Consider the following 20276-nt stretch of genomic DNA (forward strand, 5'->3'; position numbering starts at 1 on the left):
ATAAATCATATTTTTAATAGCCTTTACAGCTAAATCATAGTTAATGGATAATAGCTTTCATCAAACATACTATGAAAATGAAGTTATGAAAATATCAAGATTAAAGCTGATGTCTTTGGTAGGCATGCTCGGATCGATACTGATTCTAATGAGTAGCTATGAGGCCACCCAGTCATCGCCGACTTTAAAAGTGGTTGTTTTCATTATCGCCGCGGTTTTATTTTTAGTGTCGTCTCGTGGTCTTAGAAAGTCAGAAATGTTAGGTGATAGTGCTGGAAAGGATAATAGCGTCTCAGAGCAAGATGAAAAGACAGATGAGAAACTAAATGAGAAATAAAATATCGTGTGAATAATTTGGACGTTAAAAGCACACAACTAAGCGATGGTTTGAGTAAACGCTGGCAATTACTTTGGCCAGCACTGACGGCTGACGTTATCTCTTCGACCTTCTGTTTAATCGAGAGCCATTATCGAGAGAAACATCGTGCTTATCATACTTTAGAGCACATTCAAGCGTGCTTATCACATTTAGATTGCCAAGACGTTAATCCCGATAAACGACGAGAGCTAGAATTAGCCATTTGGTTTCATGATGTGATTTACTCTCCTTATAAGAGTAACAATGAAGCGCTTAGTGCAGAGTTAGCCGTGGCAACTTTATCAAGACTTAGTGAAAAGAAAGAAACCATTAGTCGTGTTTCAGATCTAATTTTGTTGACTAAGCATCCTTCAATCCCTGAAACCGCTCAAGAACAACTGATGTTGGATATAGACTTGAGTATTTTAGGCTCCGATCCGCAGCTTTACAGTCAATATGAAGACTGGATTAGACAGGAGTATCAATGGGTGCCTGGTGTCGTTTATCGAAAAGGGCGTATCAAACTTCTCGAGCAGTTCATATCACAACCAACAATTTACTATACCGAATACTTTCGTAGAGATTTTGAAAATCAAGCGAGACAAAATTTAAGTTGGGTGATTGCGAAGCTTTCTTGAGTGCCGTGCGAGCGCTTTACCTTGTATTGCTAGACTAATGCTTGCATTTACAGGTTTGAACACTTTAGACAATGTCTCATTTTCGAACATTGTTTCATCCGCTCTTCGTTGTTAGCTTTTATTTTTTATCAAATACCCAACTGTAGTAAACTACGCGAACTTTTCGTATCAAAATCCATAGGATTTCGCCGTGTATTTAGGAAGCTGTTTGTGTGGCATGGTCAAGGTAAAAGTTCATGGACCCATATTAGATATCATACATTGTCATTGTTCCCTTTGTCGTAAGTCGACAGGAAGCGCGTTCGCTACTAATGGATTTGTAGCAACTGATGATTTTGAAGTCTACGAAGGTTTTAATGTAATCAAATCTTTTGAATTTAAGCCAGGCAGAGAACGTCACTTTTGCTCAAATTGCGCGTCACCGATTTTTAGTTCGAACGCAGACGATAAAGGCCGTATTAGGCTGAGGTTGGGCCTTTTAGATGATGATATTGTCGAGCGTCCGATGTCCCATAACTTTGTTTCGTCAAAAGCCAATTGGGATTCATTAAATATGAAGCTTCCTGAGTACGAGAGCTTCGAACCATCTCGAGTGAAAAATTAGAAGGCTAGTTTAAGATATTTATGGTAAAGGAAGAAGTCGTTATGAACGAGATTACTTGGGATGATTTTGCTCGAGTCGAGTTAAAAGTGGGTACAATTGTTAAAGCAGAGCACTTTCCAGAAGCGAGGAAACCCGCTTATAAATTGACGATAGACTTTGGTCCAAATATTGGAATTAGGCGATCGAGTGCTCAAATCACCGATCTTTACTCCATTGAAGACCTAGTCGGCAAACAAGTTATTGCGGTCCTTAATTTTCCTGAAAAACAAATAGGTCCTTTTATGTCGCAATGCTTAGTGACTGGGTTTCACCGTGAGGATGGTTCAGTCGTTTTGGCGGTCCCAGATCCTGCTGTCGAACAGTCTGAAAAGATCCTAAATGGAGCAATGCTGTCTTAAAGTCTCAAGCGGTTATTCAATAATCGGGGTATTTAGACGAACTTTCTATGTGGTTTTAACGTCGAATACTGAGCATAGCCAGTAAAATCCTTAAAATAGGCTAAAAAACATACAGTAACCGATGTTTTAAAGAGTAGGCATAGTTATTACGCCTAAATATCGTTAAAATCATGTGAACGTCAAAGATAAGAAATTAGAAATGAACAACAGAGATAATAACCGTACCGAGCCAAATGCAAACAGCAATGAGCCGCTTCCAGAGATAATCCCTGAACGTGATGATTTTGTTAGGGCTGCTGCAAGTCGAAAGCCGAAGCATTCTCAAACAGAAACGACGCCGCAGGGCGGTTCGAAAGGCGGTTGGGTTACCGCGTTATTGCTCGCTTTGATTGCCATAGGCGGTAATGGTTGGTTGTACACTCAGTTTGATCGCCAAAGTCAAAACCTGTTGGCGGCGCAAGAGCGTATAGCGGATCTTGAACAACGCTTATCTGCGACGGGTGAAGAAATGGACCAGTCAGCAGTAGCTTTGCAAGTGAAAGTTAAAGAACTAGCGTCAAAAACTGACGAATTGTGGACTCAAATGGATAAACTGTGGGCATCTGCGTGGCGACGTAACCAAGCGGAGATAAAAGAACTTAGCGACACACTTACCGCGCAGAAAAACGCTTTAAACCAGTCCATAAATTCAGTTAAAGCGTCTGCAACAACGGCTCTTTCGAGCGTAGAGACCTCTGCTACTCAAATCGATATATTGAAAGAACAGATCGAACTTCAGCAAAAGTCAGTAAACTCGCTTAAACAAGAATTAGCAGGAGTAAAGTCGGCGCAAGTTAGCAACCAAAGTATTGAGCAGTTAAAGCAGAACTTACAATCATTACAGTCGACCAACCAGAAGTTGCAAGATCGATTGACCACTCTCGAAAAATGGCGCTATACCGTTCAGTCGCAAAGTTCAAATACGCCCTAGAGTACTATTGCTCCTCGCAAAGATTTATCATCGCCATGTCTATTAGTAATTCTATTAATAAAAAAGCCCTAGTCTAACTAGGGCTTTTTACTATTTAAGTTTTTTATTGTTATAGAAAGATCACCCAGAGAAATTTTGCATATCAATGACCAATCGATGTGACACTTCACCATTCGCCAGACGTTTAAATGCATCGTTAATATCTTGCATCTTAATTAATTCACATTCAGGGTGGATGTCGTGTTTTGCGCAAAAGTCGAGCACTTCTTGAGTTTGAGGTATTCCACCGATTAGTGAACCGACTATGCCTCGTCGACCCATAATCATGGGTGCAATGTTGGGTTCTTCTACCGGTCCTATTTGGCCGACCATTACCATCATTCCCTTAACGTCTAGTAAAGGTAAGTAGGGGTTCAAGTCATGTTTAACCGGAACGGTATTAATGATTAAATCAAGACTACCGCTTGCCGCTTGCATCGCATCTTGGTCACTACTGAGTAATGTTTGTTGGGCGCCGAGCGTCTTAGCTTGATCAATCTTCGAAGCTGAATGGGTAATCACTGTGACTGTCGCTCCTAGAGCTTTAGCTAATTTGACGGCCATATGACCCAAGCCGCCTAGGCCGACTACGCCAACACGTGATCCTTTGGTTACATTAAACTCTTTCAGAGGGGAGTATGTTGTAATGCCGGCACAGAGTATGGGAGCTGCCCGAGTAATATCCAAAGCATCAGGAACGCGCAAGACAAACTCTTCACGAACAACGATATGTTTCGCATAGCCACCATAAGTCAATTCGCCGGTGTGTCTATCTTTTCCATTGTAAGTGGGCGTCATGCCTTTACGGCAAAATTGCTCCTCACCTGCGTCACATTGGTCGCAAGATTGACAACTATCGACCATACAACCAACGGCGACTGAATCACCCACGGCATAATTTTTGACTTGACTACCAACTTCGATAACTCTACCGACAATCTCATGACCCGGCACCATTGGATAAAGACTGCCACCCCAGTCGTCATGAACCTGATGAAGGTCAGAGTGGCAAATACCGGAGTACAATATTTCGATTGCCACATCGTTTTCACGCAATGCCCGATGTTCAAAATGAAATGGCTCAAGATTGGATTGAGCATTATGAGCTGCATAACCGATAGTTTTCATGGATTTAAGTCCTAAGTTTCTTTTGAAATCAAGTACCTAACCTTAGCACTGATAAGAGTAAAAACCTAGGGCGTTAAAGGTCTAAAAAGTGCACCGAATCTCTTTAGGCTAGCTAATGGTTCGACGATAGGTTGACAGAATATGACTAACCAATACTCATATTAAAACCTTGTCCATTTAGAATAATATCCATTTAAAAGAATAACCATTTAAAACCATAACCATTTAAAACCTAATTAATTTAAAACCTTACTGTTTTAAAAAAGTACTATTTTAAAAAAGCTACTATTTTACAGGATGTCCATTTAAACCACCCGTTTAAACCAATGCTTATTTAAAGCAAGCGCATATTAGGCAATTTCAATTCCGTTTCTATATTTTTATGCGGGTATATTTTTTTTGAGAAAGCGTAAGAAATATTTAGAGAAAGTATCGGTGATAAAGCGTAAGCGTTTTCTGATTGTCTAATATTTAATCTCGTAAAAATCAAACTGCAATATATTTATTGGCTAGCAGTGTTGCGAGGTAAAAATAATACTTAATGAGATATTGTATTCACCAGGAATCATATCTATTTCATATTGATATACCGCATTAGGAGATTAACTATAGCTTTCAATAACTTGATAAATACGCTTGATAAATAAGATTAATGTTAAGATGAAATGAGATTAATTTTGAACGATTACTTTTCGAGTGCCTCACAAATTCTAAAAATATTGATTGCGATCAAAATCAAAACTACCTATCTTTTTAGTGAGATTTAAACACTTAATTTACTAGTGGTTATTTGTTGATGAGATTTTTCTCACGCGTCACTGGATTGAAATCTTAATGTTTTATGGTGATACCTATTTGGTGCGAATTAAAATATTTTAAATTTTTATGCAGTTTTCCGTGCTGGCAGGTTGAATAACTTTGCCGCTGAATAAGATAAACAGGCTGTTCTAAATTTAAAGCGTTAATGAACGGTTTAGTGTCATATAGCTTGTTTTATATTGAGTGTTTTAAGGATTAAGATACGAAGGTGAAATTAAAAGAAAAAGTGAACAACTTTTCGTAGGCCTACAGGTTTTATTGCGTAAGGATGCGTAACAGTACACACCATTCACTAACTTCTTTTGAGTTGATTTGCAGTCCCTTCTTTGTGAGACAGAGCGTTTTGATTCATGTGTCGGTTCTAGAAATTAGAAATCAATATGAATGTCAAAACGTCTGTTATACATAGTGCTGGTTTATTAAACATCTACATGGAGTGAATAGAATGGCTGTTAATCCCACCTATCCAGGCGTTTATGTGCAAGAAATACCGAGCGGAGTGAGAACCATCGCTGGGGTAAGTACCTCAGTCGCATTAATGTTAGGTCGAAGTCGTCAAGGTCCGTTAAATGATCCAAAGTTATGCTTAAGCTACAGTGATTACGAGCGGATATTTTCTAGCGATAGTTCATTGAGCGATTTATCGAGACAAGTGAAGCTATTTTTCCAAAATGGTGGAACGCAATGTCATGTTATGAGAATTGCTAATGGCGCTATTGCCGCAAGTGTTGAATTGCAAACCAGTGGTGGAGATGGCACGCTTGTTTTAACCGCAAAACAAGCGGGTAAGTTGGGCGAAACCATTCGTGTAAGAGTTAATTACAAAGGCCAGTTACCAGAGTCGACGTTTAATTTAACCATTTTTAGACTAGAAACCAACGCTGCCGGTGTTCAGCAAGAAGTTGCTAGTGAATCATTTCAAAATTTATCGATGGATCCTAACAGTCCATTATTCGCTCCAGACTATATTGACCAAAATTCAGCGTTAATAACTGCGTCAGTCAGTGGTACATCACCCGGTGCGTCAGCTGGTTTTTCGCAATCAGCAATGCCTATTATTTATGACAGCTCCGATCCTGCAAGTTTTCAAACGGCATGTGAAAACGCACTTGGCGATGAAGTAGATACGAATCAACTGAAAATTAGCATAGATGGCAGTCGCTTCGTTGATGTTGATTTTAGTGACATCGATGTTTCGGCGTTGGCTGGGCCTTCAATAGTAGAGTTTAGAACGCAATTAGCAGCAGAAATGTTAAGTGCCATTGAGTCTGCATTCACGCTGGCAAATTTAGCAGGTACAACTTGTACCGTCAGTTTGGAAGATGGTCCCACTCCTGGAGCCAATGAAGCGCCAGCGGATGCGTCAGTTTTATTCCGTTTTACATCAAATAACGACGGCGATTTGCTGGTTCGTTCGGCCAATCAAAATGACCTTGCTGCGAGCTTGCGATTGGGCAGTGGGCAAGGTGGTTTAGAAGTCACTTCTTATTCAGAAGCGCGACCCGCCGCGAATGGTGTTAATTTGCATTTTACGACAGCGGCTACCTGGAACGCCTTAGCGCAGCTGACCCAAGACAGTTTAACTGACATAACTTTACCTGCCGTTGACAGCGACGGGAATGCCATCACACAAACGATTAATTTCGATTTAGTCACGTCTGACTCAGCTGACCCCATGTACTTTGGTGGTGGAGTAAGAGAGAAGTTAGCCATTATTCGAGATGCGATCAATAACCATCGAAATGCCAACAAACGAACATTCTTTTGGACTGCAACCTTAGATGGATATCGCTTGAGTCTAGAGCACAGCAAAGCTGCGGATAACTACATTGGTACCGTCACAACAGCACCCACCAATTTGGTTGCGGCGATAGCTGCAGCCGTTGAGTTGAATGTAAAGCAGTACAGTGTTGGAACGACAGGAACCAGTGGTCAACAAACGCCCGGTAGTGCAGGTGACGATGGTAGTGCACCTTTGCTCAGTGATTACGAAGATGCTTTCCTAGTCGCCGACAGAGACATCGATATGTTCAACCTTATGGTTTTGCCGCAAGATGCCGAACCTGCGCAACCAATCACTGATATTTATGGACCAGCCAGTATTTTTTGCCAAGAGTCGAGAGCATTTTTAGTCATGGATCCACCTAGCGATTGGACTGACGCAGAAAGCGCAACCGCTGGTGTCGATGATCTTCGAGTGGGATTAGTGAGCGACCATGCTGCGGTTTTTTATCCGCGAGTTAAAGTTAATGAAAACGGACGAGTTATACATGTTGGACCGTCAGGTGCGATTGCAGGACTTATGGCTCGCATTGATACATCTCGTGGTGTGTGGAAAGCACCTGCTGGAATAGAAGCCTCGTTACGCGGTGTTGTTGGGGTCGAACGACAATTCTCTGATAGAGAAAATGGTGTCTTAAATCCTCGAGCGATCAATACCATTCGTTCGTTTCCAAATGGAATCGTTAATTGGGGATCTCGCACCATGGACGGCGACAATGATTTTGGATCTGAGCAGAAGTATATTCCAGTCCGTCGCTTGTCACTTTACATGGAAGAAAGTCTATATCGCGGCTTAAAGTGGGTCGTCTTTGAACCGAATGATGAACCTTTATGGGCTCAAATTCGCTTAAACGTTGGATCATTTATGCATGGTCTGTTCCGACAAGGGGCCTTTCAAGGCAGCACACCTAAAGAAGCTTATTTTGTTAAGTGCGATAGTGAGACCACAACCCAAGCCGATCGAAACTTAGGTATTGTTAATATTGTGGTGGGTTTTGCTCCGTTAAAACCAGCTGAATTTGTGATTCTTTCTATTCAGCAAATTGCTGGTCAATTAGAAGCAGGCTAAACACCTAATCAAATATTAACGTTTTAAATTAAATTAAGGAGCAAGGCATGCAATTTACTGCTAATTCACACCGGTTCGATCCTTATAAAAACTTTAAGTTTCGAATCAAATGGGACGGTCGTTATGTCGCTGGTGTTAGTAAGATTAGTGCGTTAAAAAGATCGACTGAACTGGTCAATCATAGAGAGGGTGGAGATGTCAGTAGTGATCGAATTTCTCCCGGGCGCTCAAAATTCGAACCAGTGACAATTGAGCGTGGCGTTACTCATGATCCTGAATTCGAAGCTTGGTCAAATCTCGTGCACAGCACAGATGGTGATGCAGCCATGTCGTTGAAAGACTTTCGCAAAGATGTGATCGTAGAACTTCTCAACCTGCAAGGAAATGTTGCCAAAGCGTATAAGCTGTATCGATGCTGGGTTTCTGAATATCAGGCAATGCCGGAACTTGATGCGAATGCTAATGCCATTGCAATTGAAATGATGGTATTACAATGCGAAGGTTGGGAGCGTGATGAGTCAGTTACCGAGCCTACGGAGAGCTAGTTCTTGTACAGCTACCACTGCCACTTTTATCCGGCGGTTGTTAGTTTGCGACCGATCAACGGTTTAGTAGAACAAACAGTTACGAATACGAGTACTCGAACAGTACTCGCGTTACTCGATGAATTACTAGAAGCGACGTCAACCGATATAGAGCTGAAGGATTTTAATTTGCTGCTCAGTACAGCCGAAAGAGATCGGTTATTGGCTGAGTTGCATATTCAATACTTCGGCGATGAGGTGGTCGCTTATCCATTTTGCAGTCTTTGTGACGAGAAATATGAAGTTCGATTTTCTCTGACAAAGTTTAAAGAGACATCGAATAACGACTTTCAATCTAAGTTTGATGAATACGTTGAAGCTGATCAACTTTTAGATAACGGAACCTGCGTTTTCGAGTTGAAGTCAGGAGACTGCATTCGATTAATTAATGGAGCAGATGAAATAAACCTAGAAAGAACGTCTAAAGAGTCAGCTGAAAAATACCTTTTAGAAAACTGTATCCTTGAGCATCGATCAGACCTGCCAAAAGAGAGGTTGCTATCTTTGTTAGATGATCTAAATCCGGTGTTAGACGAAACCATTCAAACACAATGTGCAAATTGCTGTGGGGAACAACAACTCCAGTTCTCAACTCAAGCGTATTTTTTAGAAAAAATTATGGCTAATCAGCCGTCGTTAAATTCCGATATTCATTTAATTGCAAGCCAATATCAATGGTCGCTCAGTGAAATTCTAAAGCTTTCTACCGTACAACGTCACAATTTTGTTGAGTTAATTGTCAGTGAGAGAGGGTGATGCTTGATATGGGACTGAATTTAGTGAACAAGCTTTTGAATAGAACCGAGCCTGTAATCACTGGCTATTCTTTCTCGCAGCCATTAATTAAGCAGCCCGGTGATGCAACGATCGATGATCCCTTTATCGAAGAAAACACGCTTGAATCAGCTGAGCCTTTGAATACTTTAGAAAAGGGGCGCGGTGAGTATGCAGAGGTGGGTAAGCCAAGTGTCGGTCAAGCAGATTCTTTTTCGCCAAAACAAGCTAGCGAAACTCTAGATAGTGAGGAAGGGAATAGTCGTGAAGGTGAAGCTAAGCAGCTAAGGGCGATGGCAGTAACCTACATTTCGAATAATAAAGAGGAAATTAAGAACGAAACCATTTTGGTTAATAATCATTTAAATAATGAAAATGTAATCATCAATCCTTTGCAAAGAAGTGACGTAAAGGAGGGTGTTAAAGATTCTAATGAGCATGCTAGTTCTAATTATAACGATGAGAACTTAATGCTTAACATGCAAAATGAAGGCAATGGTATTCGTGAAAAAAGCGAGTTCGATAAGTCTGCTAGCAGCAAAGAACATTCTCATGATACTAGAAAAAGCTCACAGAAACCAAAAGCGATAGAGAAAATCCACCATCGAGCTCAACCAGTAACAGAAAAAAAATCATCATCGTCCAATCTAACAAAACTACAACCTTCTCAAGATTTTAATCGGAAGGCGCCTATTAAACGAGTGACTAAAGAGCCATTTTCGATAGAGATAGGTCACTTGTCGATTGAAATCGTCGAGAATAATGAAATGAAAAGTATAACCAATAAAAAGAAGCGAACAAGAGTAAGGCAGACTTCTACGGGTAAACCCGTGAGACAAAGGCATTAAGGATAGCCATTAAGATGAGTATGTTAGATATTTCTCAAGTTACGCGAACACTCGTTAATGTTATTCAGCATCATATCGAGAATTCTTCAGTATGGTCAGATGATTCAACATTGAGTGTAGTGCCAGACCCGCCAGATAGTCTAGCAGGTGATAACGCGTTAGGGCTGTATCTTTATCATATCAAAGAAGATCCAAGCATGAAAAATGCGCTCCCGATGGGAAACTCTAACCCTCCCATTAAATTTACAGCGATGCCTTTAATTCTTTTTTATCAATTAAGTGCTCATAGTGACTTGAGTTCACCAACAGGTTCCTATCGTGAACAAATGCTACTTGGCGCTGCGATGAAAGCATTACATGACAACCCAATTATTAACGATGATACCTTAGTCGCTGGTGAAACAGTTATGCCTCTAATTCTAAGAGGACAAGACAATCGAATAGCCCTTGAGCTACGTCCAGTAGAGCCAGAAGATGCTGTAAATTTCTGGACGGCAGGGTCAACACCTTTAAGATTAGCCGCTTACTATCAAGTTTCCGTTATCTTGCTAGAACCCGAGCCTATGCAGCGTTCTGCCAATCCAGTGTTGGATTACAATGTATTTGCTTTTCCTGACTCGACGCCATTAATTACTTCTTCTCGCTATTCTTTAGATATTTTGCCACCGGGAGCAACAGAATCTCGAGAGATTGTATTGCAACCAGCGAGGGCTCCTTATGGTGCCAGAATCGTTATTAATGGATTTAACTTGAGTGGCGACGAAACGTTCGTATATTTGCAGTACGCCGATTGGGACGTCCCTAGAAGGCTTAATTCAATTGATTGGTCAATTCAATCTGATAATTCAGAAGTTAGCTTAGTGATTCAAGATAACATTGATGGTGATGAGTTAGCTCCAGGACTATACAATTTATTTATTGAAGTCGCTAAAGAGAGGGTGACTCCGAATGGACAGACTAAACAGTTCACCAATCTCTCTAACCCAACTCCGATAATGATCGCTCCAAGAATTGACACAGTATCGACACCCAATGCTAACGGTGTGTTTACGATTAGCGGGCGTATCTTTGAAGGTGTTGATATTACTCAAGATCACGTAAAACTATTTCTTGGGGAGTCAGCTTTAACTCAAGGGGCTGCTGGCAGTTTAGCGTTCGCAGAATTTGCGATTGTCGATCAAGAAAATTTGGAGATTCGTTGGCTTGAAGATACCAGTGTTGGAGATGTTTATTATTTAAGGGTTCAAGTGCGAGATGCTGACAGTTTACCCCGATGGTTGGTCATCTCATGAGCCAACTTCACGCGTTAAATACTCAGTTTCAGCTCAGCCGAAGTTTACTACCTGAGGATATAGCTAGTCTGGTATCGGAAGTGAGTTTGCGAGTTAAGCAACGTATCGCCTGGTTGGAGTCTTTAAAAGAAAATGAATTAAATCAACAACAGTATATGTTCGAGTTAGATAAGCCAGAACATGAACTTATCTGGAGACGCAGTGATTCTAATCCGTTTAGAGATGAGTTGCTAAAGGTTATTGAGGCTCGAAATGCGAATGATGGGGGACGATTAAATGAGTTATCTCGGCTATTTGGCTTTGCGCAAGAAGATACACATTTGTTTGAACTGTGTGTCGTAGCCTATCTAGTACCCCATATTGCTAATCTATTCTCTGTTATTAAATCTGAGCCAACAAACAGTGTAACTGAATTATTAGTCAGTCGACTGTATGACTATGGTTATTACTACTCAATAAAATCAGAGTCGCCACTCATTGTATGGGGGATTTTGCGAGAGGGCGTCACTAGTCATGATGAACATTACTTCAAGATCGATGAACACATAATGAATTGGCTAATGAATGATCCTGGACTGCATCGTCTTCTTACAGGTCGTGCTGCAATTGTAAAAAGTAAACCGCCATTGCAAAAGCCAACGCTTGAGATCTTTGCTGAAGAGATTCGGCAAAAGCTATTAACCATTAAAGATTGCAAATTAGTTATAGCTGTTGAAGGAGAATGCCGTAGTGGTAAGAAAACGATTGCCGCATTTCTGTCTGAATACTTGTCATTTCCGCTGTTGGCTTTTAATAGCTTTTCTGCGAGTGAACCTGAATTAAAAAGTATTATTACTTTAGCTCATCGGCAAGCGTACTTGGATAAGGTGGCTCTATACTGGTCGAACCAAGAGTTTATCCAACATGCAAGCATCCCAAATTTCCCAATACAATTCGTCGGTATCTCTCCAGGCGAAAGTTTAGTTGTTTCTGATAGCTATACCCTTGTTTATTATCGTATTCCTGAATTAACCATAGAACAAAAGGAAGCCATTTGGCGACAATCTTTTAAGGGGTTCCATAGTTTTAACGAAGATCAAAGGCGCTCTATTCTTTCAAGAAGAATGTCGATTGGAGAACTGCATTCAGAAATAAATGCTGGCGAACAAGACTTTGATAAATTAATTCAAAATATTAACCGTAGAGAGCTAAATCAATTTGACCGATTGGCCAAGCCGCTAAACTCTGAGTTTACAAGAGATGACCTTATTTTAAAGAACTCAACCCTTAAACAAATAGATGACTTTATTTTTGAAGCTAAAGTACGTGATGAATTTTGGGAGAATTCAAAAGCAACTAGACTTTTTCCTAGAGGAACAGGGTTAGTCGTATTATTGGCCGGCTCACCAGGCTCCGGCAAGACAATGTCTGCGCAAGTTGTCGCTAATGAATTAAATAGACCTCTTTATCGTGTCGATTTGGCTTCCGTTGTAAGCAAATACATAGGCGAAACGTCAAAACATTTATCTAAGCTTATCGAGCAAGCAGCTGAATCAAATATTATTTTATTTTTCGATGAGGCCGATGCTTTATTTACTAATCGCACTGAAGTCAACGACGCTCATGATCGTTACGCGAACACTGATACAAACTTTTTGTTGCAAGCTATTGAAGATTTTCCGGGTGTGGCGATACTTGCGACTAATAAGAAAAGTAATCTAGATAACGCGTTCGTTCGTCGATTACGCTACGTTATTGACATCAACGAACCTGATAGTCTACTTCGATTTCAATTGTGGAACAAACTGTCGAGTGAAATATTTGAAGTTTCTAATGATAGGTTTAAACCCTTCTTTAAAATTCTTTCTGAACAATACGCTTTAACCGGAGCTCAAGTAAAATTCATTTTACTGTCCGCTACCTTCAGTGCCAGACAGCAAGGCACGAAAGTTAGTGCGGAACACATCCTTAAAGGGTTACAAAGAGAGTTGTTAAAGACTGGTCGGCACCTTTCTGAACAGGAAATATCTATTTTACACCGCTCGGCTAGGGCAGTTTGATGACCAATCGTAATTATACAAGCGTTAACAAGCCTAAGTTGTCGATCAACAAGCTTTCTTTACGGTTGGGCAATGAAAATGCTAGAGGTGTAGATAATAGCAGTTTAAACCTTAGCAAAAGAATGCTAGGTAAACTTGCTTGCGAGCTGGCAAGTCGTAATGTCGAAAGAAATATTAATCTTGGTGAAATAAGTCTAAAACTTACTGTCGATCACGGCGTAAGTGAACATCAAATAATTCAAGCTATCGTAGAGTCATTAGTAGACAAGGTGCTAAAAGAATGACTTCGAATAGTACAAACAACGCTGCAATTTCTAGAGGTGAAGCCTCTAAAGATCAGCGCGTCACTAATAAAAAGCAAGCGGTTCTGATAAAGCGTCAAAGTGATGAACGAACGAATAAGCATGAGGTTCAAGCAAGAGCAATTGTAGAACAATGGCGTATTTATGGCCTAAATAATATTAACTCTACCAAGCTCAATCAAAATGAACCGTCGATGCTGTCTTCTCGTGACTACGAGAGAAACAAAGCTCAGATAACGCCGGCTCGTATGGCTAATTTTTCTATTGCAAATAGTCTAGGGGTAGCGCTGTCACAGAAAGTCCGAGCGCCCTTCGAAGATTTTTTTCAGGCTGATTTTTCAAATGTGCGTATTCATAGTGATCAAGCGGCTAATGATTTTTCTAAAGATATTAATGCAAAAGCATTTACCGCAGGAAACCACATCTACTTTTCACATGGCGCCTTTCAACCAGAGACTTTAGCCGGTAAAGATTTACTTGCTCATGAGCTAACACATACCCTTCAGCAGGCCGGGAGGCGGACTCATGATACTCAGCAAAAAGTGGTTTCTGTAAATTTTCAAAATAATAATCCAAATGCTGTTATCGACTTGCAGAGGGATGCGTTATTCGATCAGATGGTCGAGGCCTATCGAGCTGAGGCCGATAATAATAATGCGCTAAACGATACAGAGACCTCCCGCGAACGCCGGCTTTCTGCGTTTAATGATGTTGAGCAAATCATACGAAATATCATCGGCTTAAGAGCAGAATTAAATACCACGGTCGGTGCGAACGCGGCTGCAGTACAATTAGAACAAGCTATTCTCGGTGCGAGTGATGAGGAATCACGCCGGTTAGCAGAGCAAATTGATCTGCAACCTTTAGTGGTTAAGGCTTTCCTCTACGATTGCTTAAGGCTGTTAGGACGATTTGAAGGGGCAGCAAAAATAATAGACGATGAGCCCATGTTGATTAGTTGGCTTACTTATGTTCGATTTGAAAGTCAATTCAGTCAGTTGGTCGGATTTAGAGCGTTTTTATTAACGGATGACGACTATGGAAAACAGTGGGCGTTCGATATTATCGAGGACGTTTATGGTGATGATTTTCCGTATAATTTATATCAAAGTTTATGGGAGTATTTGGTAAGGCCTGAAGTTTCTGCTGAAAGGGCCGCGGACCTTAGTGATCACTATCAAGATTATGAAAGACAAGCATCGACCGGATTTGCTGGTAATGACCGAGTGCATATAGCGCATCAGTTAGTTCGTGATCTTGACGAAACATTGTATCAGTTGCAGCTCAATACGGATCTTAATAGTCAGTCCGAAAATAACACTGACAAGAAGTATTCAGTCAGCTATGGCTTTCGTCGCTTTGGCGAGCAAATGCAAAACGGAGAACTTGTATTTGAGCAAAATGGCGAGCAAGTACAAGTAGATACCGCCCATTTTCGCAGCATCGGTCGTGGAATAAAAAGCCTCTCAGATTCCGCGATAGAATATTGGCAGCTGGTCAGTAACATCATTGATGCATCTCAGGCGGCTCAGCCTATAAACCCTGAATGGCAACCAAGTAATGACGATACGTTTGAATCCTTCGTAAGTAAGGTTGTTGAACTGGCATCCGCCGTTTTAATTTCTCCTTTAGAGAATGAAGTATTACCAGAGCCGCAAGCCTATTCAGATGCAATGTTTGAACTAACGTCTCAATTAGCGCCATTTTCCGAACAACTTTCTCATCGCCTGCAATGGAATATTTTTCGATATGAACATAGAAATAATGAGCGTAAACGTCAATCAGCAGCATGGTTAGGTTGGGGAATACGTTGGATTGAAGTCTTGCAAGGATTAATACTTCGTTATGTTCAGTCGGATGATGAAGCTTTCGTCGCTGTTTATCAAAGAGCCGATGTTCGATTGATGCACCGAATTATTATGGCAAGATATTTTGGTCTTTTTGCCCAGCTAACTCAGCAAAATGAATTAAGTGATTTGTGTAACGATGTTCTTTCTGGTCGCGACATTCAAGATAGTTATCTCGCAATTACCGGCGATTTTAACGAAGATTCCACGCCAATTGCGCAACTAACGGAAGACTATGGCGGACTAATTCATGGATTAGGCCTTACCGCAGCTCAATTGGTTAATCTATATGGCGTCTTGCATCTAGAAAGCTTTAATCGGCGACTAAGTACGCTTTTGATTGGAACGGAAGCCGAACCCGAACAAGGAAGGTTGCGGTTAATGGATGATGCGGTTGAAACCGCAAGAAGGGAGGTTCCGAAGCCTAAGCGCTACTCAGTACCTTCTACAGATTATTGTATTGTCTACTACCGAGAAACTGAAGACAGTTTACCAAATCGTTCTTTGGAAGAAATGTTACTGTCCCACCCGATTTATCAGGAATTTTCACAACCGATCATTGCAGCAGGTGGTGGTGTTATTAGACCACGTGGTTTCCCAAATGAACTTTATGTATGGAAGTTACCTTCTTTTGCTTTTATTAGCGCATCACTGAGACGATTTACTGATTTAAATGATTTAGTCATTGTGCTTGCCGACTTACCCGAGAGTGTCTCTAACTTAATCTGGATGGAAAACTACATTGCTTTAATTGAAGACGGTATCGACAATGAAGGTGGTCAATCTGAATCACAATTAGCACTTCGAGAGCGTTTGTTAGGTCTAGTAACCGGTAATATTGACCGACTCAGGGAAACAGCGAATAGCGATCGAGCCTATCTTTTGACCAGAGCAACCATTCGCAGAAGACGAGCGCTAGCCATTGATTTAAATCAGCAAATTCATGAATACAATGAAGATCGAAGTATCGGTAACTACACGGTACCAAATGATATTTTAGGTGAAATAACAGATTTTACGCGTTTGGGCTGGTCGGAAGATATGGCTGCCCATGAAGCTGCTTTGATTTTATCGTTGGCCGAAAAGTTAAAGGAACTCTTTATTCAAGATACTTGGTTAGGGGACATTCAAGAAAGGCGCTATGATCTAGTGACGGGGTATTATGGTTACGTAGAACGAGCAATTACATTAGCGGAAGATGAACCAGAGCGAATTCGAGCGGTTACTTTTGCAGCGAGTAATTTAAGAGATAGTGATGCGGCTGTACATAACCGTAATCGTGTTAGCTATGAGTCGGCCGATGATTTACTTTCAAATATTTCGCATTTAAATACGCTAAAGTCATCGTTAGATACGGTTATAACAAGCGTACAAACGCGCTTTGGTTTTGAAAGTGATCGAGAAGAAATTCGTTCGCTCAATTTCCATCATAGCCTAGCTATTGGCGAAGTTATGGAGATTATGGGGCATACCTATCGAATAACTCGAGTTTACCGTAGTTTTAGATTTCATCCTCCTTATGGTGTCGGTACCGATGCTATTTCACCTGCCATTGTTAATGATCTTCGTGGTCGTCCAATTCGAGCTAATGCAACCATTTTAAAATTCACCATAGATACTGGTGAAGAGATCACTGTTCGAAATCGTGAAAGTGATATGCATTATCTAGTGTTGCTTGATGAAATTATTGCGACAGCAGCTTTTGTTGGAAGTCTCAATAATTTAGAAGAAATACTAGAGCAAGCATTAGAAACAGGACTTGATTTAGCTGAGCTAATTCCAGGCATAGGTCAAGGCGTGATGGTTGCTCGTCTCCTATTTGCGATAGGGCAGTTTGTAATTCGTGATTTGCCTGACATACAAGAAAAATTGATCAATAACCCACAACAAATGATTGATCAAGTAACTGAGTTGATTGGTAATGAGTTAGAAGCCGCGGCACCACGCTTCTTAGAGTATATGTTATTTGGTGATCTTCCTTTCGAGAGTCAGTTGGTAGCACCAGATGTTGATGATGACTCTGGTTCTTCTGGAGGAAATTCTAGTCGTCGAAAGCTTAAAAGATTGTTTGAGTTTGTCACTGAAATGTGTGAAGACGCATTACGAGCTTTTGTTCGCTTAAGAGGACGTATTCGAGGCTCATTTGTGCAAGCTCAAGGAAGAATCGTCAGTAGTCGCATGCTTTTAATGCTGATCGATGCGGTACCTATATTACTTCGATTAGCAGAACTCGGAAGAGATACGTTTATAGCGTCCGAAGCACTCGATTTAACGGATCCTGAAAGATTACAAAGCCGAGCAAAAGAAGAAATAGAATCCATCGTTAATAGTATGGTTAAGCTGGAAATTCCTAACGAAATCATACCTATGTCCGTCGCGATTGAAGTCATTCTAGGATTTGCTATTGGTAAGTTTGGAAGGAAAGGAAAAATAGTAAAGGAGATACTTGAGGTCACTGGTGCACTCGGCGAAGCGTCAGAATTAATAGCCGATGGGTTAAGTTCGCAGGGTATTGATCCAAACATACTATGGCGAGATCAAGTTCGAGTAAAACTACAACCTTTACTGGAACATGTTCAGGCAACGTTATATACCCAGGTTCAAGAATTAATTGAAACAGCCACCAACGGTGCTATTGTGTTAGATGAGCCAGAACTTCGAGAAACTGAAATTAACTTTGATGAGTTTGACGAAGACAGCTTGTCGATGGATGCAAAAGCTCGATCTAGTCAACCCGCTCAAACTCGACCTGAAGGTGTTAATACCTCGTCGGGGTATCCACTTCCGGAAGATCTTCTTTCTCAATTTTCATCAGAATATGGTCACAATTTTGAGCATGTTCGAATGCATCGAGATACCCAAGCTGCCGAATTAACGCATGAGGCAGATGCTCATGCACTTACTTGGGGAAGTCATATTTTCTTAAATCGTTCTCTGAATCCTCAAACGACCCAAGGAAGGCAAATACTCCGACACGAGTTAGCTCATGTGTTACAGCAAACTGGGCCTAGGCATAGAGAGTACGATCATTCTGTTTGGCCAATTTCTGGTTCAAAAGGTCAGGGTGTTCGCTATGACTCTGCTAAAGAGCGTGCTGCTGATAGCATGGCGCAAAGAGCAGAAAATTCAGATTGGGAAGAGAGTATTTCAATTGAAGGCAGTGGGGGCGGTTTTTTTATGCCTTCGATGCGAAGTATGGCGACTCGTATTTTAGAAAACCTAACCGATGGTGATGTTGCAGAAAATCAAGCCACAGCTTTTGAAGAAAATGTGCCACGTAGTATTGCTAGAAAGGCAACATTTTTAGATGCGGTAAGTGATGCTAGGAGAATATGGACGGATACGAAAAGCCACTTAGCCAATGCGACGCTATCGAATTATCTTGCACCATTTGATCAGAATCAATCGCGAATTCAAGGATATTTAGCAAATACTTTTCATTCAACGGTTAATGATACTATACCTGGCATTGTTTTACGCAGCATTCAAACTCAGGCAAATGACCGGGTTCGTCTTCTACCACGACTGTTTGCGAATAACTTAGAAACCTATCTTTTTGCTCGAACTGGCTACGTCGTTAATATCGATATTGATAGTGGCCGAGCTGGCCGCATTACCATGCGTTACCTTCACTTAGCAAATCTTGACGCTCGCTCGGGACCGTTTCAAGATATGAAAGCGAATACCATAACGTGGGTTCAAGCGAATCAACCTGACCGTTTATCGTTATTTCAGTCTGCATCTGCGTGGAGTCAAATTAAGTTATACATTGACGAACGATTGCAAGATGCTCAAGTGTGGCACAGTAGCGAATTTAGACTGAGTGACCGTTTTATCTTGGATACGATCACTATGCTTTACAACATTGGTGAAGTCGAAGTCGATTCATGGTCCGAATACAAGAATCCTGATAATGTCGGTTCATCTAAAGCAGGTATACGTGTTGGTACGCATGAAGAATTGACTGGCTCAAGAATGCCTCGGGGTGCTCGAACTGGAAGACAGTCGCATCATGTCCCTCAGTACTTATTAGTTGAATATTTCAGAAATAATAATCAAAGCACGCTTTTATTCGACGATGTGAATGAAAAGCTTCCCGGATTTATCGATACCACCACACATAGAAATCTTCCTGGTTACAGTACTTCTGGCTCAACTCGAACAATTGATTTGGAGAAACTCGATCCTAATGGCAATCGCGGAGATAAATTGCCTGCGGTGTCACTAGCGGCTATTACCCATCAAAAAGGTCGATTGCATATGAATGCGTCTTCTTCTTGGGGAGAGACCGATGACTTGGAAAGCCCAGCAAGTCAAAGTGAGAAAATTGACCAAGAGTTCATCCGAAATTTAAATCAACAACAAATTACCGGGAATAAAGCCGAAATTGCCAGCTATGCTCGCGGTCTTACTGGCAGCAGTCTCACGGATTTCAAACGTAAAGTAGTCGTGGCAATGAAAGGCACTTATGCATCTATGTACGAAATAATGATTACCGCATTACCTAACGCGTTAGTTCGATATGAGATTCCCTATTACAAAGCGGTCGTTATGAACCAACGAGGTTTAGATTCAGAAGACGACTTACCCGTTGGATTTAATCCTAGTGAGTCGGCTACGGAGATCAGAAACATTGTGTCTGCCGTAGAAAGCAAAAATAATGAGAAAATGAGCGAGTGGACTTAATTATGCGTCAAGGAAATTTGATAGAAGACATGACAACCGGAATTGTTTTAGCAAGAACTAAGCTAAGCAAACTGATGAATAGTCAAGCAATTACACTTC

The 20276-nt window shown here is 41.0% G+C and carries 14 protein-coding genes; 13 read left to right on the forward strand and 1 reads right to left on the reverse strand.

From position 1 onward, the window contains the following. The first annotated feature begins 85 nt into the window (after positions 1 to 85). From Q9312_RS02445 to Q9312_RS02465, 5 genes are all read left to right on the forward strand, one after another. Entirely contained in the window at positions 86 to 337 is a 252-nt protein-coding gene (locus Q9312_RS02445) for a hypothetical protein (protein ID WP_309202950.1), read from the forward strand. An 8-nt stretch (positions 338 to 345) separates the two neighbouring features. Continuing rightward, a complete protein-coding gene (locus Q9312_RS02450; RefSeq protein WP_309202951.1) occupies positions 346 to 996 on the forward strand; it encodes an HD domain-containing protein in 651 nt (216 codons plus the stop codon). Between the two features lie 190 nt (positions 997 to 1186). Continuing rightward, positions 1187 to 1600, forward strand: a complete 414-nt coding sequence (locus Q9312_RS02455; RefSeq protein WP_435408399.1) for a GFA family protein — start codon at positions 1187 to 1189, stop codon at positions 1598 to 1600. 41 nt (positions 1601 to 1641) lie between these two features. After that, the gene (locus Q9312_RS02460; RefSeq protein ID WP_309202953.1) at positions 1642 to 1998 is read left to right on the forward strand and encodes a tRNA-binding protein; all 357 of its coding nucleotides are present in this window, start codon (positions 1642 to 1644) and stop codon (positions 1996 to 1998) included. Positions 1999 to 2197: 199 nt separating this feature from the next. Next, positions 2198 to 2968 (forward strand): hypothetical protein, encoded by a 771-nt coding sequence (locus Q9312_RS02465; protein ID WP_309202954.1) that lies wholly within the window; start codon positions 2198 to 2200, stop codon positions 2966 to 2968. A 120-nt stretch (positions 2969 to 3088) separates the two neighbouring features. Here the strand turns inward: Q9312_RS02465 and Q9312_RS02470 are convergent, their stop codons facing one another. Continuing rightward, positions 3089 to 4135, reverse strand: a complete 1047-nt coding sequence (locus tag Q9312_RS02470) for an NAD(P)-dependent alcohol dehydrogenase (protein ID WP_309202955.1) — start codon at positions 4133 to 4135, stop codon at positions 3089 to 3091. 1264 nt (positions 4136 to 5399) lie between these two features. On the opposite strand from Q9312_RS02470, the gene Q9312_RS02475 reads away from it, so the two are divergent. The 8 genes from Q9312_RS02475 to Q9312_RS02510 are packed head-to-tail and all read left to right on the forward strand — an operon-like array spanning position 5400 to position 20177. Further along, positions 5400 to 7805 carry a phage tail sheath family protein gene (locus tag Q9312_RS02475; RefSeq protein ID WP_309202956.1) on the forward strand — a complete coding sequence of 802 codons (2406 nt, stop codon included), beginning with the start codon at positions 5400 to 5402 and terminating at the stop codon, positions 7803 to 7805. A gap of 47 nt (positions 7806 to 7852) precedes the next feature. Then, positions 7853 to 8350 (forward strand): phage tail protein, encoded by a 498-nt coding sequence (locus tag Q9312_RS02480; RefSeq protein WP_309202957.1) that lies wholly within the window; start codon positions 7853 to 7855, stop codon positions 8348 to 8350. A gap of 3 nt (positions 8351 to 8353) precedes the next feature. Further along, positions 8354 to 9145 carry a hypothetical protein gene (locus Q9312_RS02485; RefSeq protein ID WP_309202958.1) on the forward strand — a complete coding sequence of 264 codons (792 nt, stop codon included), beginning with the start codon at positions 8354 to 8356 and terminating at the stop codon, positions 9143 to 9145. Between the two features lie 8 nt (positions 9146 to 9153). Further along, the gene (locus tag Q9312_RS02490) at positions 9154 to 10011 is read left to right on the forward strand and encodes a hypothetical protein (RefSeq protein WP_309202959.1); all 858 of its coding nucleotides are present in this window, start codon (positions 9154 to 9156) and stop codon (positions 10009 to 10011) included. 14 nt (positions 10012 to 10025) lie between these two features. Next, positions 10026 to 11303 (forward strand): Pvc16 family protein, encoded by a 1278-nt coding sequence (locus tag Q9312_RS02495; RefSeq protein ID WP_309202960.1) that lies wholly within the window; start codon positions 10026 to 10028, stop codon positions 11301 to 11303. Continuing rightward, the gene (locus tag Q9312_RS02500; RefSeq protein ID WP_309202961.1) at positions 11300 to 13342 is read left to right on the forward strand and encodes an ATP-binding protein; all 2043 of its coding nucleotides are present in this window, start codon (positions 11300 to 11302) and stop codon (positions 13340 to 13342) included. Before Q9312_RS02495 ends, Q9312_RS02500 begins: the two co-directional genes overlap by 4 nt. Beyond that, on the forward strand, positions 13342 to 13626 hold the full coding sequence (locus Q9312_RS02505; protein WP_309202962.1) for a hypothetical protein: 285 nt from the start codon (positions 13342 to 13344) through the stop codon (positions 13624 to 13626). The genes Q9312_RS02500 and Q9312_RS02505 overlap by 1 nt, the downstream gene beginning before the upstream one ends. Then, entirely contained in the window at positions 13623 to 20177 is a 6555-nt protein-coding gene (locus Q9312_RS02510) for an eCIS core domain-containing protein (RefSeq protein ID WP_309202963.1), read from the forward strand. The genes Q9312_RS02505 and Q9312_RS02510 overlap by 4 nt, the downstream gene beginning before the upstream one ends. Positions 20178 to 20276: the final 99 nt, after the last annotated feature.

This window comes from Pleionea litopenaei, from assembly GCF_031198435.1.
Lineage (GTDB): Bacteria > Pseudomonadota > Gammaproteobacteria > Enterobacterales > Kangiellaceae > Pleionea > Pleionea litopenaei.